At 65.7% G+C, this 17,925-nt stretch carries 17 protein-coding genes; 7 read left to right on the forward strand and 10 right to left on the reverse strand.

Features of this window, described 5'->3' with window-relative positions:
- Window positions 1-83: 83 nt before the first annotated feature.
- From OYT95_RS41845 to OYT95_RS41870, 6 genes are all read left to right on the forward strand, one after another.
- Complete coding sequence (locus OYT95_RS41845; protein WP_037235790.1) at window positions 84-965, forward strand: NAD(P)-dependent oxidoreductase; 882 nt, start codon at window positions 84-86, stop codon at window positions 963-965.
- Window positions 966-1,015: 50 nt separating this feature from the next.
- Window positions 1,016-1,801 carry an SDR family oxidoreductase gene (locus tag OYT95_RS41850; RefSeq protein WP_037235787.1) on the forward strand — a complete coding sequence of 262 codons (786 nt, stop codon included), beginning with the start codon at window positions 1,016-1,018 and terminating at the stop codon, window positions 1,799-1,801.
- A gap of 39 nt (window positions 1,802-1,840) precedes the next feature.
- Window positions 1,841-2,776, forward strand: coding sequence for a dihydrodipicolinate synthase family protein (locus OYT95_RS41855; protein WP_037235784.1), 936 nt, complete (start codon window positions 1,841-1,843; stop codon window positions 2,774-2,776).
- Window positions 2,777-2,959: 183 nt separating this feature from the next.
- Complete coding sequence (locus OYT95_RS41860; RefSeq protein WP_037235781.1) at window positions 2,960-3,364, forward strand: hypothetical protein; 405 nt, start codon at window positions 2,960-2,962, stop codon at window positions 3,362-3,364.
- Window positions 3,365-3,855: 491 nt separating this feature from the next.
- Window positions 3,856-5,229 (forward strand): MFS transporter, encoded by a 1,374-nt coding sequence (locus tag OYT95_RS41865; protein WP_037235779.1) that lies wholly within the window; start codon window positions 3,856-3,858, stop codon window positions 5,227-5,229.
- Between the two features lie 194 nt (window positions 5,230-5,423).
- The gene (locus OYT95_RS41870) at window positions 5,424-6,083 is read left to right on the forward strand and encodes a GntR family transcriptional regulator (protein ID WP_037235777.1); all 660 of its coding nucleotides are present in this window, start codon (window positions 5,424-5,426) and stop codon (window positions 6,081-6,083) included.
- Between the two features lie 224 nt (window positions 6,084-6,307).
- Here the strand turns inward: OYT95_RS41870 and OYT95_RS41875 are convergent, their stop codons facing one another.
- Window positions 6,308-7,513, reverse strand: coding sequence for an MFS transporter (locus OYT95_RS41875; protein WP_268792464.1), 1,206 nt, complete (start codon window positions 7,511-7,513; stop codon window positions 6,308-6,310).
- A gap of 96 nt (window positions 7,514-7,609) precedes the next feature.
- Between OYT95_RS41875 and OYT95_RS41880 the strand changes: the two genes are divergently transcribed.
- Window positions 7,610-7,933, forward strand: a complete 324-nt coding sequence (locus tag OYT95_RS41880; protein ID WP_037235774.1) for an ArsR/SmtB family transcription factor — start codon at window positions 7,610-7,612, stop codon at window positions 7,931-7,933.
- Between the two features lie 81 nt (window positions 7,934-8,014).
- On the opposite strand, the gene OYT95_RS41885 is transcribed toward OYT95_RS41880, so the two are convergent.
- The 9 genes from OYT95_RS41885 to OYT95_RS41925 form a co-directional block, all read right to left on the reverse strand.
- The gene (locus OYT95_RS41885; protein WP_268792465.1) at window positions 8,015-9,238 is read right to left on the reverse strand and encodes an acetyl-CoA C-acetyltransferase; all 1,224 of its coding nucleotides are present in this window, start codon (window positions 9,236-9,238) and stop codon (window positions 8,015-8,017) included.
- Complete coding sequence (locus OYT95_RS41890; RefSeq protein ID WP_037235769.1) at window positions 9,231-10,070, reverse strand: MBL fold metallo-hydrolase; 840 nt, start codon at window positions 10,068-10,070, stop codon at window positions 9,231-9,233. The genes OYT95_RS41885 and OYT95_RS41890 overlap by 8 nt, the downstream gene beginning before the upstream one ends.
- Before the next feature lie 5 nt (window positions 10,071-10,075).
- Window positions 10,076-11,941: an acyl-CoA synthetase gene (locus OYT95_RS41895; protein ID WP_268792466.1), complete on the reverse strand. Its 1,866-nt coding sequence runs from the start codon at window positions 11,939-11,941 to the stop codon at window positions 10,076-10,078.
- 139 nt (window positions 11,942-12,080) lie between these two features.
- Window positions 12,081-12,356 carry an enoyl-CoA hydratase/isomerase family protein gene (locus OYT95_RS41900; protein WP_268792467.1) on the reverse strand — a complete coding sequence of 92 codons (276 nt, stop codon included), beginning with the start codon at window positions 12,354-12,356 and terminating at the stop codon, window positions 12,081-12,083.
- A complete protein-coding gene (locus tag OYT95_RS41905; protein ID WP_268792468.1) occupies window positions 12,346-12,882 on the reverse strand; it encodes an enoyl-CoA hydratase-related protein in 537 nt (178 codons plus the stop codon). Before OYT95_RS41905 ends, OYT95_RS41900 begins: the two co-directional genes overlap by 11 nt.
- A gap of 46 nt (window positions 12,883-12,928) precedes the next feature.
- Window positions 12,929-13,363, reverse strand: coding sequence for a MaoC family dehydratase (locus OYT95_RS41910; protein ID WP_268792469.1), 435 nt, complete (start codon window positions 13,361-13,363; stop codon window positions 12,929-12,931).
- A complete protein-coding gene (locus OYT95_RS41915) occupies window positions 13,360-14,679 on the reverse strand; it encodes an MFS transporter (protein ID WP_037235764.1) in 1,320 nt (439 codons plus the stop codon). The genes OYT95_RS41910 and OYT95_RS41915 overlap by 4 nt, the downstream gene beginning before the upstream one ends.
- 306 nt (window positions 14,680-14,985) lie before the next feature.
- Entirely contained in the window at window positions 14,986-17,097 is a 2,112-nt protein-coding gene (locus OYT95_RS41920; protein ID WP_268792470.1) for a 3-hydroxyacyl-CoA dehydrogenase NAD-binding domain-containing protein, read from the reverse strand.
- 28 nt (window positions 17,098-17,125) lie between these two features.
- Entirely contained in the window at window positions 17,126-17,914 is a 789-nt protein-coding gene (locus OYT95_RS41925; protein WP_037235759.1) for a crotonase/enoyl-CoA hydratase family protein, read from the reverse strand.
- Window positions 17,915-17,925 lie beyond the last annotated feature (11 nt).

Consider the following 17,925-nt stretch of genomic DNA (forward strand, 5'->3'; position numbering starts at 1 on the left):
ATGGAGGAAACAACCACTTCAGTTGGGGCAAAGGGAGACCATCGCTCTTATTTTGTACCCACATGTTTGACTCAGGAGAGATCATGAAGCTAGCGATCATCGGGTGCGGCGAAGTCGGTCGCCTGTACGCGCGGGCGGCGTCCGCTCACTTCGAGGTCGTGCTGTGCGACTCGCGTCCGGCTCCGGCGGCGCGCGAGCTCGCCGCCGAACTCGGACTCCCCCTGCACGAGTCCGCGGGGGAGTGGCTCGGCACCGTGGACCGGGTGTGGTCATGTGTGACCGGGGACGTCTCGGCGACCGTCGCCGACCAGGCCGGCGCCCACCTTCCCGCCGGTGCCACGTTCGTGGACATGAGCACCGCCACCCCCGCCGACAAGTTGCGCTCCGCCGAGAACCTCAGTGGCCGCGGCATCGAGTACGCCGACGCGGTGATCATGGGTGCGATCGGCCTGACCGGTCTGGACACCGCCCTGCTGGTCTCGGGTGCTGCCGCCGCGGTCGCGGTGAAGGACTTCGCCGCGATCGGCGCCCCGGCCCGCGCACTCGACGGTGGCCGCCCCGGCGATGCCGCCGCGCTCAAACTGTTGCGCACCGTGCTGACCAAGGGGCTCGAGGCCCTCGGCGTCGAATGCCTGGTCGCCGCGGAGAAGCAGGGAGTACGCGACGAGCTCTACCGAGTACTCGCCGACATCGACACCCAGGGGCTGACCTCGTTCCTCAACGCCGTGGTCCGCACCCACCTCCTGCACGCCGAGCGCCGCTCCCACGAGGTCGAGCGGGCCGTCGCCCAGCTCGACGAGGCGCAGCTGCCGTCGTCGGTGCTCGCCGGCTCGTACGGCCTCTACGAACGGACCGTGGCGTCTCTCGCCCAGAATCCCCCGGAGCCCGGCACGGCCGACTCGATCGACTCCGCGGTCACCTGGCTGCTGAGCGTGTCCGACACCGACACCACGGTCGCCGTCTAACCCACCTCGAGAAGCTTTTAACCGCAACCTGTTTCAGGAGAAGAACAACTATGGATCTCGGAATTTCCGGAAAGACCGCGCTCGTCCTCGGCGGCGGCGGCGGACTCGGCGGCGCGATCGCCCGCGAACTGGCGGCGGAGGGCGCCAAGGTGGCGGTCGCCGACATCAGCCCCGAATACGCCCAGAAGACCGCCGATGAAATCAACGGCACCGGCGGTGTCGCGCAGGCCTTCACCTGGGATCTCGCCGACGTCTCCCAGATCGACCCGCAGGTCGAGGCGATCGAGAAAACCCTGGGACCGGTCGACATCCTCGTCAACAACACCGGCGGCCCCGCCCCCTCACCGGTGTCCGGGCAGTCGACGCAGCTGTGGGCCGACCAGTTCCAGGGCATGGTGCTCTCGGTCGTCGCGCTGACCGACCGGATCCTTCCCGGCATGCGCGAACGCGGCTGGGGACGAATCGTCACCAGCACCAGCTCCGGCGTCATCTCCCCGATCCCGAACCTGGGCCTGTCCAACGCCCTGCGCAGCACCCTGCTGGGCTGGTCGAAAACCCTCGCCGCCGAGGTCGGCCGGGACGGCATCACCTCGAACATCGTGCTCCCCGGCCGGGTCGCCACCGGGCGCATCAAATTCCTCGACGAGGCCAAGGCCAAGCGCGAGAACCGACCCGTCGACGAGGTCACCGCGGAGAGCGTGAGCTCGATCCCGGTCGGCCGCTACGGAGAGCCGGAAGAGTACGGCAAGGTCGTGACCTTCCTCGCCAGCCAGGCCGCGTCCTACGTCACCGGCTCGGTCATCCGCATCGACGGCGGCTACGTGTCCTCGATCTGACCCGTCCTCTGCCACACCCACGACTTTCAGGAGACCCCCATGACCATCTCCCGCACCGAGAACGGTGTCTACTCGATCGCCCCGACCCCGTTCACCCCCGACGGATCCGTCGACTACACCTCCATCGACCGCATGGTCGACTTCTACACCCAGGCCGGCGTCACCGGCCTGACCGTGCTCGGGGTCCTCGGTGAAGCCCCGAAGCTCACCCAGGAAGAATCCGTCGAGATCGCCTCCCGCATCATCACACGCGCCGACTTCCCCGTCATCGTGGGCGTGTCCGCTCCCGGCTTCGCAGCCATGAAGTCCCTCAGCGGCGCCGTCATGGATGCCGGTGCCGCCGGCGTGATGATCGCCCCGCTGCGCACGCTCCGCACCGACGACCAGATCACGAACTACTACCGCAACGCCAGCCAGGCCGTCGGCACGGACACCCCGTTTGTCATCCAGGACTTCCCACTGACGTTCTCGGTTGAAATGAGCGTCTCGGTTATCGCGCGTATCGCCAACGAGAACGCCAACGCCGTAATGCTCAAGCACGAGGACTGGCCCGGTCTCGAGAAGATCAGTGCCCTGCGCGCCCTCGAGGAAGACGGCGCGATGCCGCGCCTGTCGATCCTGTGCGGCAACGGCGGATCGTTCCTGGACTTCGAAACCGAGCGCGGCGCCGACGGCGCCATGACCGGGTACTGCTTCCCCGACACCCTGGTCGAGCTCGTCGGCTTGGCCGGTAAGGGGGAGCGCGACGCCGCCCACGACCTGTTCGACGCCCACCTGCCGTTGCTGCGCTACGAGCAGCAGCCCGGTGTCGGACTTGCTGTGCGCAAGTACGTCTTCCAGCGCCGCGGCGTCCTCGACTACGACGCGCAGCGCGCACCGGCGGGCAAGCTCACCGACACCGCACGCCAGGAAGTCGACTACCTGCTCGACCGGCTCGCCCGCCGCGACAGCAGGGCAGCGAACCTGCCCAAGTAGCGCTCGACGGCACAACAGACTTGCCGGCCCAGGGTGTGCATCCCGTACCCGATCGCCCTGGGTCGGCAATCCCACAACCTCATCGGCCTGCGTGAACCGATCACCCGTTCACGAGCGCCGCCAGCGTGCCCGCAGGCACCGCCCGGCCCTCCCCGCTGATAAGACCCGATAGAGGAGCACACGATGCCCGTCAGCGTCGCCCTTGCTCAATTCGTCATCGCACAAGCGCAGCGTCGCGCATCGATTCTCGAGATCCCAGTAGCAATCGCCCTGGCCGACCCGGCAGCCGAACTCATCGGCTGCCTCCGCTCCGACGGGGCCTCCGCCGACCTCCTCGACCGGGCGATGCACTCGGTGCAATCCGCCGCCAGAGGCCACTTCACGCGCTCCGGGTGCCGACATCCGCTCGGCCACGGGATCGCACTGCTGCCGGCGTGGCGGTCCGAGCCTTCCGCTCCCACGTCCTACCAGGCGATCCTCGCAGTGACCGCCGAGGACCCCCACGCCGCAGACGCCATCGCCTCCGGAGCGCTGTGCGATGTCGAAGCATTCGCCGAACGACACCGCCACCAACTCTCCGACGACTGAGACCCCGACCCGCACGTTCCCGGTGCGGACCGCTGAGCCCCGGTGAATCACCCACCCGGGGCCTGCCGTCGTTCGCCAGTCCATCACCGGCCGAGCCCGCAGCTACGTGCGACGGGTACCCCGAGCCAGACCATCATCGGCCGCGCTCTTCACGCTCGCTACCGGCTCTGCGGGCTTCGCCTCAGTGCTCGCGCCGCATCGGCTCCCGTGACCACCTCGCGTCGCCCGCATCCCGTGGATCCGCATGAACAATTCGGAGCACAAACATGCCGATTACAGCCAATTGACTCCGGCTATTGCGATTATTGTTCGATGATTGTATCTTCGAGAGAAGCCCAATGTGGTGCACAGCACACAGTCCGCAGGGCCCCGCACACGTCACCACCACGAACTCGGAGAGATTCCGCCGGTCGAAGCAGACCCGCACTCGAAGCGCATGCTGGTACTCAGCGCGCTGCTCACCGTTCCCGCCTTGCCACGAAGGAGTTCCCATGTCCAGCGATCTCGATCAGCCGCCGGGCGCATACCGCGACACCGTGATTCGCAAGATCAAGATTCGTGTACTGCCGTTCCTGGTGGTGCTGTACATCATGGCCTTCATCGATCGCGCCAACGTCGGCTACGCCGCGCTGGAGATGAACGCCGACCTCGGGATCACCAAAGCCCAGTTCGGATTGATCGCGGGATTGTTCTCGATCGGCTACTTCCTGTTCGAAGTGCCCAGCAACATGCTGATGCGCAAGGTGGGGGCACGTAAATGGATAGCCCGGATCCTCTTCAGCTGGGGCGCCGTGGCTGTCGCCACCGGTTTCGTGCACGACTTCACCCAGCTCGCGATCGCGCGAACGGTGCTCGGTATCGCCGAGGCAGGGTTCTTTCCCTGCGTGCTGCTGTACCTGACGCTGTGGTTCCCCGAACGTGAACGCGCCCGCGTCGTCGCCCAATTCATGATCGCGCTCCCCGTCGCCACCCTGATCGCCGGCCCGCTCTCGGGAATGATCCTCGACCACGTGCACTGGTTCGGGGTCTCGAGCTGGCGCTGGGTGTTCATCCTCGAGGGCATCCCGGCCGTGTTGCTGGGCATCGTCACCCTGTTCGTACTCGTCGACGGCCCGCACAAAGCCAAGTGGCTCACCCGCGAGGAAGCGGACTGGCTGACCGACACCATCGAGGCGGAGAACCGAGCGAAGCTCGCACACCATGGCAAGGTCTCGTTCCTGCGCAGCCTGGCCGGGATCCGCACCCTGTCACTGTCATTCATCTACTACAGCAAGTCCGTCGCCATCTACGTGCTCGCGTTCTTCACCCCCAGCATCATCTCCGGCCTCGGCGACCGGCTCAGCAACACCGCGGTCGGCTTCATCACCGCGATCCCGTACGCCGCTGCCGCGATCTTCATGGTCTGGTGGGCCCGGCACTCGGACCGAGGCGGTGAACGCCGCTGGCACGTCGGCATCCCGCTGCTCGTGGCTTCCGCCGGCTTGGTGTCGATGGTCTTCGTCCAGGACAGCCTGTGGTTCTCGGTGGTCCTGCTGGTCGTCATCACCGTCGCCGTCTACGCCACCTACGGACCGTTCTGGGCGCTGCCCTCGCTGTTCCTGACCGGACCCGCTGCGGCCGTCGGCCTCGCCTCGATCAACTCCCTCGCCAACCTGGGCGGCTTCGTCGGACCGTTCGGCTTCGGCGCCCTCGAAACCGCCACCGGAAGCATCTACTGGGGCCTGACCGCGGTCAGTATCACGCTGGTCATCGCCGCCGGCCTGGTCACCCGACTCCGGTTCGTGCGCGAGGCGGAGGCCAACGCTCGGGCCTTGGCCAACGCCGAGTTATCGGAAGCGAACAAGCAGGTCGAAGAAGTGTCCTAGCCGGACACGACGCACCCGAAGAACATCTCGGTCGGGTCGGGGCGGCACCAACGCGGTGTCGCCCCGACCCGTGTCCGGGGATCTTCGCCTCGGCAGCACGAAGAAGTACAACTGAAGTACAATCCGTGTAAGGCGTTGGGCAACTGGCACCGCGCGAGCACGGTTCGAAGTCGGATATCGAGAAGGAGTACCCGGTGGCGCAAACGAGTTCGGCCGTCTACGACCTGGTGCGCAGCCGAATCATGGCCGGCCATTACGGACCCGGCACCCACCTCACCGAGGGACAGCTCTGCCAGGAACTCGACGTCAGCCGAACACCCGTGCGTGCAGCCCTGCGTCGACTCGGCGACGAAGGTCTCATCCAGACGGAACCGAACCGGGGTGCCTTCGTCGCACAGTGGACCCAATCCGATATCGATGAAGTGTTCGATCTGCGATGCGTGCTCGAAGCCCGCGGCGCCAGCCTCGCCGCCCAGCGGCGCTCCTCCGACGAATGCGCAGACCTGCGCAAATCGGTCAAGGAAATGTCACGGATCGCCGAAGCCAAAAAGCCGACGTACAAGGACGATCTGCACCACAACAACCGCGAGTTCCACCTGCTCGTCCTGTCCGCGGCACGGTCACCGAGGCTGTACAAGATCACCGAACAACTCACCGCTACCTCTGTCACCCTCGGGACATTCTTCTACTATTCCGAGACCGACATCGCCCGCAGCATCCAGTTCCATCACGACATCGTCGACGCCATCGAACAACACAACTCCAGCGTCGCCGAATCACTGATGTCCGCACACATCGGCGTCGCACACGTCGCATTCGCAGCCGAGCGGTTCCGCGAATCCACAGAGGGCTGAGACTCGGAATCGGATCCTGGTGTCGCCTTCTCCTCATTCGCGGAAATACAAGCCGTGATGACATTACACGGCTCCGCGCTCGGTGATTGGCGTTGAGACGCGGGCCGTTCGGTGGCGTTGGCTTCCGAGGACCTGCTGATGGCTCCGCTCGCAGGTGCGTTTACGCGTCCCCTCCCCCTTTCCCGGTGAGCGGCCTGACCTGGGCAGCGGCCCAGGGCCTGGAGTCAGTTGTTCGTCCCGAAGCGGCGTAGGAGCGCCGCGGTGGTGGAGAGGAGCACGATGACGGTGCCGTACCAGTAGGTGGTGGTTGCGATTCCGAGGTGCGGGACGAGAAGGCCGGCAACGACGGCGGGTATGCCGAAGGCGGTGTAGCTGACGACGAAGATTGCGGCGAGCACCTCGGCGCGGTTCTCGGGTCGGGTGAGGGGAGTGATGGATCGTAGGACTCCGGAAAATGCGGTGCCGAAACCGGTTCCGGCGATCATGACGGCGAGATAGTACAGCGGGAGGGATTCGTGCGCGAGGGCGCCGAGCGTGCACGCGCTGCCAACAGCGAGCGCAGTGGTGCCGTACAGCGTGATGGTACGAGGGGTGCGGCGGCGGATCAGGTAGCCGGCCAGTGCACCCGCCCCGGCCAATAAAGTCACCACCAGGCTTTGCGGCAGGTGTGAGCTTCGCTGAAATTGGGTTGCCACGATGGCCGGTCCGAGCGAGAGATAGAGCCCCCCGGTCGCCCATCCGGCGAAGACTGCGGGTGCGCCCTGCAGGAACGTCGTCCGTATCTCCTTGGGTAGGTAGGCGCTGGGGCGCAGCGACGCCCACACCCCGTGGTGGCGTGGGGCTGTTTCGGGCAGGTACCAGATCCCCACTGCCATGAGGAGATACAGCCCAGCGAAGACGCCGAAGACTGCCGTGGACGTATCGTCGCCGACACTGTCGAGGACGATTCCGGCAATCAGTGCCCCGCTTGCGAGCCCGGTCATCGCGGTCACCGAGTTCCAGGCCGCGGCCGATCCCGGCCGGTTCCGAGGTTCGAGGTCGACCACCGTCGCAGCGAGCGTGGATAGCAGGAGACCGCTGGTGATGCCCTGCAGGATGCGGGCGGTGATGAACCCGGCGGCACTGTCCGCGTGCGAGAACAGCATGACGCTAAGTGCGAGCAGTCCGAACCCGACCGAGATCAAAGGCCGTCGGCCCACGTGGTCGGAGAGCGAACCGGCGACGAGCAACGCGGCCAACAGGGCGACCGCGTAGACGGCAAAAACGGTGGTGGTCATGACCGGGGTGAATCCGAGTTCGGCCTGAATCACCGGGTAGAAGGGGGAGGGGGCGCTCGCCCCGGCCATCATGGCCGTGGTTGCGGCCAGTACGAAAGGGAATCCCCTGCGCCCACGTGGACTGGCATCGGCCGCGGGAATGAGTGTTGGCACTGGAGGATTCGGTGCGTCGACCAGAAGGTTCGACTTATTTGGAACCATTAGCAAAGATTATAATATCTGGCGAAATGGTTCAACTATTATCGAACTATGACTGAGTCGACAACTCTTCCGCACCCGGATCGTGGGGCCATCGAACTCACGGCCGTGCTGTTTGCGCTCAGTGACAGAGCGCGGTTGGAGCTGGTGTGGCAGCTGTCGGACGGTCCTGTAGATATGGTTGACTGCTCGGCTCTCGGCGCGGACACACCGAAGTCCACGCGCTCGCATCATGTGAAGGTGCTGCGGGAGGCGGGTGTGATCATCAGTGAGTTGTGTGGGCGTAACCGTCGGCTGACGCTGCGCCGCGCCGATCTCGATGATCGATTTCCGGGGCTTCTCGGTGCGGTCTTATCGGCGCATCACCAGGGCTGATGTTGCTCGACGGGTTCGGCGGTCCCGCCCCGGTAGCGGGTCGAGCGCAGGCTCCACTCGCTACCGGGCCGTTTCGCACCGTCAGGAAAGGCGTTCGATGATGAGCGCCATGCCTTGACCGCCACCGACGCACATGGTTTCGAGTCCGAACTGCTTGTCGTGGAATTGCAGCGAGTTGATCAGGGTTGTCGCGATGCGCGCACCCGTCATCCCGAACGGATGCCCTACCGCGATACCGCCACCATTGACGTTGAGTTTGTCCATGTTGATGCCCAGTTCGCGAGCCGAGGGAATGACCTGGGCAGCGAACGCCTCGTTGATTTCGACGAGGTCGATGTCGTCGATGGTCAGGCCCGCGAGCACCAACGCCTTGCGGGAGGCTTCGATCGGCCCGAGACCCATGATTTCGGGGGATAGTCCGGACACCCCCGTCGACACGATCCGGGCAAGCGGTGTGAGCCCCAGTTCCGCTGCTTTGGTGTCGCTCATGATCACCAGGGCGGCGGCGCCGTCGTTGAGGGGGCAGGCGTTTCCGGCGGTGACGGTGCCGTCCGGGCGGAAGACGGGCTTGAGTTTCGCGACCGCCTCGAGCGTGGTTCCCGGGCGGGGGCCGTCGTCCTGGCTCACGACCGTGCCGTCCGCCAGGGTTACGGGCACGATCTCCCGGTCCCAGAATCCGTTGGCCTGGGACTTCTCGGTGAGGTTCTGCGACCGGACGGCGAATTCGTCCTGCTCAGCGCGGCTGATGCCCTTCAGTTGTGCGACGTTCTCGGCGGTCTGCCCCATCTGGATGTAAACGTCGGGGAGCAGTCCGTCGGCGCTCGGGTCGTGCCAGGTGTCGGCTCCGGCGTCGGCGCGGCGTTCGGACCGGGTGAGCGCGTCGGCGAAGCGCGGGTTCTTGGTGCCGGGCAGGCCGTCCGAGCGTCCAGCGGCCATGGAGCGGCTGACCGATTCCACGCCGGCCGAGATGAAGACGTCGCCTTCACCGGCCTTGATCGCGTGGAACGCCATCCGGGTGGTCTGCAGGCTCGAGGAGCAGTAGCGGTTGACCGTCGTACCGGGCACCTCCGTCAGGCCCGACAGAATGGATACCACGCGGCCCATGTTGTATCCGGCTTCTCCGGCCGGTTGTCCGCAGCCGAGGATCAGGTCGTCGATCTGGGTTCGGTCGAGCGCGGGAACCTTGTCCAAGGCTGCTGTGACCATTTGGGCGGTGAGGTCGTCGGGACGCACGTCTTTGAGCGACCCCTTCACGGCCCTGCCGATGGGAGAGCGGGCGGTCGACACGATGACTGCTTCAGGCATGAGTGTTCGTCTTTCTCTTGAATGCGGCTGCGGCGGAGCCGATGAGCGCGCTGAGGTTTCCGTAGTCGGGGAAGAGGGAGTGCACGTGGTGGACGACGTCCCGCGCGGTGTCCTTGTCGTCGACGGCGCCCATGAACGCTTCGATGAACGCGCGGGTCCCGCCGAGGGAGGCAGTCGGGTCGTCATCAGGGAGGTCGGGGCGTTTGTGGCCGGCGACGACGATTCGGGGAGACAACGCGGCTACCTCGTCGATACTGGCGATCCACTGCGGCCACTCGTTCGGGCCGGAGGCGGCAAGAAACGGATTGATCCCGTTGTAGACGATGTCGCCGGCGATCACCGCCTCGATCGCCGGGATGTGGACGACCGTGTTGTGCGGGATGTCGCCCTGGCCGATCGTGAGGATCCGCAGCTCCTCTCCGTCGAGAGGCAACACGGTGCCCTCGAGCGGCTCCGGGACGGCCGAATTGTCCAGTGCGAGGCCGCCGAACATCGCCGTCCAACGCCTCCGGGTGAGTTCGAGGTCCTGGGCGATCTTCTCCGCGACAGCGGGGACCGCCACTGCACGTGCCTGGGGGAAGCGTGTCAGCAGCCATTCGAGTCCGAGGTAGTGATCCGGGTGCGCGTGGGTGATGTAGATGGTGGTCAGCGACCGTGCGGATCTTTCGAGGCGAGAGGTGATCTCCTGCACGTCCTCGAGGGTGTATCCGGTGTCTATCAGGACCGCCTCGGTTGGGCCGAGCACCAGGGTCGCCGTCGTGGGGGAGAACGAGCCCCCGGCGGGTAGGTCGCGTTGCGGACTGGTGTAGACGTCGAGTGTCAGGGTCGGCATAGAGGTCACCTTGTGGTCGAGTGGATTCGGTGCCGGACGGTCACCGAGGACAGCGCGGCCTGGGCCCGGTCGAGCAGCGCCGGGTCGTCGGCGAGCAGTCGCACGACGACGTCGATTCCCGCGGCGCCTTGATCCTGGGAGTGCAGCTCGTATCGGCTGTGTAGTCCGGCCTCGTCGAGCAGTCGCGTGAAGGCACGTTCGACCGCGTCCACCCGCAGTTGGTTCTTCAGGATCTTGCCGACCGGCGATTTCGGCAGTTCGTCGAGGACGAAGAACTGCTTGGGCTGTGCTGCGCGTTCGCGCACCCGCTCCCGCATGTGCGAGGCCAGTTCGTCGACATCCAGATGCGCGCCCTCGACTACGACAACATAGGCGACCGGTACCTCCCCGGCATCGGGATCCGGCATCCCGACCACCGACGCCTCGGCGACGCGGGGGTGTTCGAAGAGGGCTTCCTCCACCGGGGCGGGATCGATGTTGTGGCCGCCACGGATGATCAGATCCTTGGCACGCCCGGTGATCCGGAGGAACCCGTCGGCGTCGATGCTGGCGAGGTCGCCGGTGTTCAGCCAGCCGTCGTCGAGGACGACCCCGTCGTTCTGTCGGGCGTCGAGATAGCCCGCGAACACCCCGGGGCTGCGCAGCAGCAGGATTCCCGGCTCGTCGGTGGCGCACTCGTGGTGTTCGCCGTCCGGGTTCTGCTGGACGATCCTGGCGGCGGTGTACGGTGCCGGAATCCCGATGATGCCGGGTCGCGGCTCCACCCCCCGTGGGCAGCCCACGACCGCGCCGGAGGTCTCGGTCAGGCCGTATCCCTCGGCGATGCTGACTCCGGTGAGGGCTCGGAAGCGGTCCGCCACCTCCATGGACAGCGGCGCGGATCCGCTCGTGACTCGGTCGAGGGTGTGGTTCGCCGGGACTGTATCCGGCCGCTGGACGAGCCTGTTGGCGATGGTCGGCAACAGGGGCACGCTGGTTACCGAGAACCTCTGCACAATCGGCCAGAAGTTGTCGACCACCCCGGGTCCTCGCCACCCACCCGATGTCGGGAAGATGTCGGTCCCACCGAGGGCCAGCCCGGTGAGTTGCGTGACGGCGATCCCGTGAACATGGAACGTCGGAGAGGCGCAGAACCGCACCGAGCCTACCGGCACCTGGTGCGATACGGCCATACCCCACGAGGAGTAGATCTGGCCGCCGTGGGTGACCCGGGCCAGTTTCGGGGTGCCGGTAGTGCCACCGGTGCCAAAGATCGCTCCGACGGTGTCCCACTGGATGTTCCTGGGTTCGATCAGTGCGTCGCCGGGGTGCTGGTCGAGTTCGTCGACCAGTTCGAGGAATCGCACACCACCGGGTACGGGGCCGGATCGCGAGCCGCCGGCCCGGATCACCGTGTCGACGGTCGGTGCGTGGGCGAGGATCGCCTCGATCTTGGGCCACACATCCGTGGGGGCGTCGCCGCCGAAGCTGACCAGGATCGTCGATCCGGCGGCGGTGATGAGTTCGCCGAGCAGTTCCGGCTCGAGCATCCAGTTCAGCGGATTGGCGATTCCGGCGGTCTGGGCGCCCCACAACGCGAACTGTGGTTCGGGCGTGTTGGCCGTCAGGATCGACACGACGTCCTCGCCGCGAACGTCGAGGGAGTGAAACAGGTTCGCGGCCTGGGTGATCCGGTGCAGTACCTGCCGATGGGTGATGTGTTCGACGTCGTCGAGATCATTCATGTCAGGGAGGTAGGTGAAGGCGATCGCATCCGGGTCGATCGTGGCGCCGTTGCGGATGTAGTCGTACACACTGGTCGGGAGGCCTCGCTCCGAGAGCGGGGTTCGCTCGTACTCTTCGATCTTGGCCCGGCTCGACACATCCTGCATGGCCCAATAGGGCGGGATGGGTGCGCCTGCAGTGCCGTCACAGTCACTTGTTCGATCGTTTTCGCGGGTCGCACTCTGTGCGTTGATCATCTGGGGTTCTCCGTCGCTTCCAATCGTGGCTGCCTGCGTCGATGACCGACTACGCCTTGGCGGTGAAGCGACCGAATGCGGCCTTCGCGTCATCGCTCACAAGTCGCTCGGCGAACACCGTGTACTCGTCGGTGAGCGCGTCGCGCACGGCTGTATGTCGGTGCTTGCGGAGCAGTGCCTTCGTCGCTTCGATAGATCCGGCCGGAAGTGCGGTGAGACCTGTTGCTCGGTCCAGAGCTTCGTTCAGTGCAGCTCCCTGGTCGACGACACGATTGATCAATCCGGCCTCGGCCGCAGCACCGGCGCCGAATATCTCACCCAGCAACAGCAGTTCCGCGGCACGTTTGTCGCCCGCAAGGCGGGGCAGTAGATAGGTCGATGCGCCCCTCTGGGCTCAACCCCAGTGAGGTGAAGGGAAGCCGGAATCGGGCGCCGTCGCCGGCGAACGCGAGGTCGCAATGCAGCAGCATGGTGACCCCGATGCCCACCGCGTAACCCTCCACCGCGGCGATGACCGGCTTGCGGGCATCAAGGAGAGCACCGAACAGCAGCGTTCCGCCGCGCGGCTCCGGTTGCGGGGTGCGCCGGAAGTCGTCGATGTCGTTGCCGCTGGTGAAATTTCCGTCGGCACCGGTAAGCACGATTACACGTACGGTGGGATCGTTGTCGGCCTGCTCGATTGCGTTGGCGAGTGCGACGTAGGTCGCGTGATCGAGGGCGTTGCGGCGAGTGGGTCGGTCGATCGTCATCAACCGCACGCCGTCCCGCACGTCCTCGATGCGCAGGCTTCCGTGATCGCCGGCCGACGGTGCGCTGCGGGGCGACGATGCTGCCTGCTGAATGCTCGTCATCAAATTTTCTCCTTGCGTTCCAAACGATTCAGGGAAGAAGTAGGGATTAGGTTTCGGCCACGCAGGCCGGCTTGTCGCTGCCTGCTCGCTCGATCGTGATTCGTGTGCGGCATCGGGTGCCGGATGTGCCGGTAGTGAGGTCGCGCGACTCCACGCCGGCGCGGAGTCGCGACCCCACCCGCACGACCGAGGGGAACCGCACCTTCTCGCTTCCGTAGTTGATGCTCATGGTGAGACCGTCGACCTTGTACACCTGCCACACAAGGGGCGGGATCAAGGACACGGTCAGAAAGCCGTGGGCGATCGTGGTCCCGAACGGCCCGTTGGCAGCCCTCTGTTCGTCGACATGGATCCACTGGCGATCGCCGGTGGCCGCCGCGAAGCGATCGACCTGGCTCTGAGTGACCTGGTGCCAATCGCTGTATCCGAGATGGGTACCGACGACTTCCTCGAGTTCGGAGATCCCAGCGAAGGTTCTCACACCGCCTCCGTGTCTGCTGTCGTCGCCGGGAGTACCCGGAGTCGATCTCTGTCGGGGTTGATGAACGTCAGCGCGAGCAGAGCGAACACTCCGGCGGCCGCACCGAGAATCTGGAAGGAGAGCGCGAACCCGTCCGCCTTTGTTGCGGCGTGGTCGACGATGACTCCGGCCAGCCAGGGGGCGATCAGGCCGCCGACCGACATGATCGCCATGTACACCCCCAACGTTCCGGCCAGCTGCCGCTGGGGGCAGATCACGCTGACCGCGGTATTGAGCAGCGGAGCGGCACCAGATGCGACACCGTAGGCCAGCGAGATCATTGCAACCACCACCAGAGGTGAGTCGACGTACGGGACGAACAGCAGGATCACGGCGCCGAGCGCTACACCGGAGGCGGCGACGACCGCGCGCGCCCGCCGTATGGTGGAGCCGCGGGCGATCAGGCGGTCGCTCACGCGCGAGATCGTCAGCATGTAGACGAGGGCGAAGATGCTGGGGATCCCGAACATCGACCCTGCCTGCTGGGCTGAGAAGCCCAGTCCGAGTTCGAAGTACGACGGCAGCCAGGTCAGAATCACCGTCTGCAGCGCGTAATAGGCCATGAACAGCAGGGCGCCGAAGATGAAGGTGGGCGTGCGGAAGATGGACAGCCACGGCACGGTGTTGTCGGACTGCTGCTCGCCCGTGGACTTGGCGGCCGGCGCCAAATGCGGTCCTTGCGACCAACTGGTCACCCACAGGATGCACCACAGGGCACCCATGATCGCCATGGTGATCAGGGCGGCCCGCCAGCCGAAGGAAACGGTGATGTAGGTCAGCAGTGGCGCGAAGACGATCTTGGCGATCGAGACGGAGCTGAGAAGAAGCGCACTGGGGAAGCCGCGCTTGTCCGGTGCATGCCAGGAGTACACCGCGGTGTGCATGAGGGCCGCACTCGGGCCTTCGGCGAAGCCGAGGAGCATCCGGCTGGCGATCAGCACCGCGAGGGTGGCCGACAGCACCACTGGCAGGACTGTGGCTGACCAGACCAGCGCGAGCGCCAACAGTGCCCAGCGCAGACCGAACCACCGGCTCAGGAGCCCTGAGGCGAAGCCGCCGATGGTGAACATCAGGAAGAACAGGCTGCCCACCATGCCGATCTGCGACGACGTCAAGCCCAGCTCACGAGCAAGCGGCTGGGCGATGATGCCGTACACGGCCTTGTCGGCGTAGTTGATCATGTACAGGAGAATGACCACCGCGGTCATCGACCAGGCAGTTCTCCGAGTCCCGGTCGACTGCGCGGCTGCCGTCTCCTCGAGTTTTCCGACGGTCACTGGATGTTTCCTTCCGAATGCGGGGCCGGTAGGCGCCCCGACGATGACGACACCCCCCGATGTCCGTGGCATGTGATCCGCGCCACGAAGAGAATTCTCGCCGGATGCCGTCACGGTGTCTGTAGGACAACCGAGGCCGCTCGTGTCGGAATCTTCTGACACCGCTTCCGGATGGCTGCCCGCAGGAAGAGAAGAGACTGTTCCTCTACCTGCGGGCAGGCCGATACCGGTGTCGGCCTACCCAGCTCCGAACGGGAGACGACACCGGTATGAACTGCCGCGCTGCGCCTTTCGCGCAGTGGCGGTCTACTGGAAGGTGGTTTCCCCGTCGCGGACGAGCTTTTCGAGCAGCGGCGCGGGAGTCCAGCACTCCCCATGCGTTGCTTCGAACTCGCGGATCTTGCGGAGCACCTCGGCAAGGCCGAGGTGCTCCGCGTAGTACATCGGCCCACCCCGGTAGGCCGGGAAGCCGTACCCGTCGACGTAGACGACATCGATGTCGGACGCGCGCTGAGCGATGCCCTCACCGAGGATCTTCGCGCCCTCGTTCACAAGCGCGAGGATGCACCGGTCGACGATCTCGGCGTCACTGATCTCCCGGCGCTCGATCCCGTCTTCTGCGGCGCAGCGCCGGATAACCTCCTCGACCACCGGATCAGGCACCGGATTCCGGCTGCCATCCCCGTACCGGAAGTATCCGGCAGCGGTCTTCTGTCCGAAGCGGCCACTCTCACAGAGAACGTCGGCAACCCGTGAGTACCGCAAGTGCTTGGGCCGCGTCGGAGCCAGGCGCTTGCGGGCTGCCCATCCGATGTCGAGCCCGGCCAGGTCGGACATGGCGAACGGTCCCATGGCGAGGCCGAAATCCCTTAGGACGCTGTCGATCCGATCCGGCGTGGTGCCTTCTTCGAGAAGGAAGTCCGCCTCGCGGCGGTACGGCGAAAGCATCCGGTTCCCGATGAACCCGTCACACACCTTCGACAACACCGGAACCTTCGCGATCTTCTGCGCGAGCGCCAGGCTCGTCACGACGACGTCGTCCGCCGTCGCGTCGCCGCGCACCACCTCGAGCAACTTCATCACATTCGCCGGACTAAAGAAGTGCAGACCGATGACGTCCTGCGGCCGGGAGACCGACCGGGCGAGTTCGTCGACATCCAACCGGGAGGTGTTCGAGGCCAGCAGCGCGCCCGGCTTGCAGAGGGCATCGAGTTTCGCGAACACCTCCTTCTTCACTGCCATGTCCTCGAAGACCGCTTCCACGACGAGGTCCGCCGTGGACGCGGTTCCGAGTTCGAGGCTCGGCGCGATCAAGGCGATTCGCTGCTCCACTTGTTGCGCGGTCAGCCGACCCTTTGCGGCGGTGGCCTCGTAGTTACGACGGATTGTCCTGACTCCGCGATCGAGAGCATCGGTGTTCTGCTCGATCAGATCTACCGGGAAGCCTCCGTTGGCGAAGGCCATCGCGATACCCGTGCCCATGGTGCCGGCGCCGATCACAGCAATCCGGTTGATCGGCCGTGGAGCCGTGGCACGGTCGATGTCGGCGACCTTGGCCGCTTGTTTTTCGGCGAAGAAGACGTGGCGCAGTGCCTTCGCTTCGGGGCTGTCGACCAATCGCACGAATGCGGTGCGTTCGAGCGCCAGGCCTTCTCCGATCGAGTGAGTGGTGGCAGCCTCGACCGCATCGATTGCCGCGAGCTGTGCCACCCCATTGCGCGTGCTCGGCCGAACGCGGCGGCGGGCGGCGTCAAAGTCGACGCCCTCACTGCTGGCCGGCGGGCGATCGTCGATGAGCGGGGCCCCCGCGCCCTCGGGGACGCTGTTGCTCAGGAAGGCCAGTGCAGCGTCGAGGGGGTCACCGGCCACACAGTGGTCCATGATCCCGAGTTCGGCGGCGCGGGCAGCGGTGACGGTGGCACCGTTCTGGATCATCTCCAGGGCCTGCCCGGTGCCGATCAGCCGCGGCAGGCGCTGGGTGCCGCCGGCCCCGGGGAGCAGACCCACGTTGACCTCGGGAAGCCCGATCGTCGCCCCGGTCTGGGCGATGCGGTAGTTGCACACCAACGCCAGTTCGAGGCCGCCGCCGAGGGCGAAGCCGTGGATGGCGGCCACCACCGGTTTGCGCAGAGCCTGAATTTGGTCGAACACCTCCGAGACGGACGGCTTCACGGCGGCGGCCGGTGTTCCGAACTGCCGCAAATCTGCCCCGCCGCAGAATCCCTTGCCGTCACCGACGATGACCACTGCTCGGATCGCATCATCGTGCGCCGCGGAGATCCCTGCGGACAGTCCGGTGCGGATGGTGTCACCGAGTCCGTTCACCGGGGGATTCGCCAGCCGGATCACCGCGACATCACCTCGCACCTCGTACTGCACGGTCGGTGACAGGTTGACGATCTGCGTTGTCTCACTCATACGAAAGCTCTTCTCTTTCTGATCCGGTTCAGCGACCCTGGAACACGGCTTCACGCCGCTCGATGAAGGACTGGATACCTTCCTTGCAATCCTCGGAGTTCATCACTTGCTCGCGAATGACCGGGATCTGCGCGATCGCGGCCTGCTCGGCCGCGTCCAGGAAGGCCATCGCACCGACCTTCGTCGCGCGGATCCCCAGGGGTGCGTTCTTGCAGATCTGACGGGCGAGTTCGATCGCGCGGTCGATCTGCTGCCCGAACGGTACGACCTCCTGGACGAATCCCATCCTCAGGGCGGTATCGGTGTCGAACTGGTCGCACAAGAACAGGTGGTACATCGCGTTTCCCCAGCCGGTGCGCGTCAGGTAGCGGAAATGGGCGCCACCGATCGGGGCGATGCCCCGCTTGGATTCGAGTTGCTGGAAGCGCGCCGTGTCGGCGGCCACGACGATGTCGGCGGCGAGCATCATCTCGATGCCCACCGTGAACGTGAGGCCCTGGACGACCGCGATGACCGGCTTGCGGCATCGACGGCCGAGCCCGAACGGATCGACCTTCGCGGGATCGCGGGGCTTCGCCGTCGCATTCGGACCGAAGAACTTGGGCATGTCCAGGCCAGCGGTCGTATCCTTGCCCGCCGAGCAGAACACGGCCACCCACAGATCGTCGTCGTCATCGAACGTCGTCAGATGCTCGCTCAGCTGTTCCATCATCTCCGGGGAATACGAGTTCTTCTTCGCCTCGTTCTCGACGGTGATCACGGCGATCCGGCCGTCGATCCGCAGGGTGACTTCGCCGGGCTTCGTGTCGGTGGTCATCGGGTACCTTT

It is taken from the genome of Rhodococcus sp. JS3073 (assembly GCF_026810085.1).
Taxonomy (GTDB): domain Bacteria; phylum Actinomycetota; class Actinomycetes; order Mycobacteriales; family Mycobacteriaceae; genus Rhodococcus_F; species Rhodococcus_F wratislaviensis.

Excerpts from the sequence above, each read along its gene's own strand:
- OYT95_RS41845 (WP_037235790.1), top strand. The coding sequence starts at position 84 with ATGAAGCTAGCGATCATCGGGTGCGGCGAAGTCGGTCGCCTGTACGCG.
- OYT95_RS41890 (WP_037235769.1), bottom strand. The coding sequence starts at position 10,070 with ATGCCGACCCTGACACTCGACGTCTACACCAGTCCGCAACGCGACCTA.
- OYT95_RS41885 (WP_268792465.1), bottom strand. The coding sequence starts at position 9,238 with ATGCCTGAAGCAGTCATCGTGTCGACCGCCCGCTCTCCCATCGGCAGG.
- OYT95_RS41850 (WP_037235787.1), top strand. The coding sequence starts at position 1,016 with ATGGATCTCGGAATTTCCGGAAAGACCGCGCTCGTCCTCGGCGGCGGC.
- OYT95_RS41925 (WP_037235759.1), bottom strand. The coding sequence starts at position 17,914 with ATGACCACCGACACGAAGCCCGGCGAAGTCACCCTGCGGATCGACGGC.
- OYT95_RS41880 (WP_037235774.1), top strand. The coding sequence starts at position 7,610 with ATGACTGAGTCGACAACTCTTCCGCACCCGGATCGTGGGGCCATCGAA.
- OYT95_RS41895 (WP_268792466.1), bottom strand. The coding sequence starts at position 11,941 with ATGCAGGATGTGTCGAGCCGGGCCAAGATCGAAGAGTACGAGCGAACC.
- OYT95_RS41865 (WP_037235779.1), top strand. The coding sequence starts at position 3,856 with ATGTCCAGCGATCTCGATCAGCCGCCGGGCGCATACCGCGACACCGTG.
- OYT95_RS41905 (WP_268792468.1), bottom strand. The coding sequence starts at position 12,882 with ATGACGAGCATTCAGCAGGCAGCATCGTCGCCCCGCAGCGCACCGTCG.
- OYT95_RS41855 (WP_037235784.1), top strand. The coding sequence starts at position 1,841 with ATGACCATCTCCCGCACCGAGAACGGTGTCTACTCGATCGCCCCGACC.
- OYT95_RS41920 (WP_268792470.1), bottom strand. The coding sequence starts at position 17,097 with ATGAGTGAGACAACGCAGATCGTCAACCTGTCACCGACCGTGCAGTAC.
- OYT95_RS41860 (WP_037235781.1), top strand. The coding sequence starts at position 2,960 with ATGCCCGTCAGCGTCGCCCTTGCTCAATTCGTCATCGCACAAGCGCAG.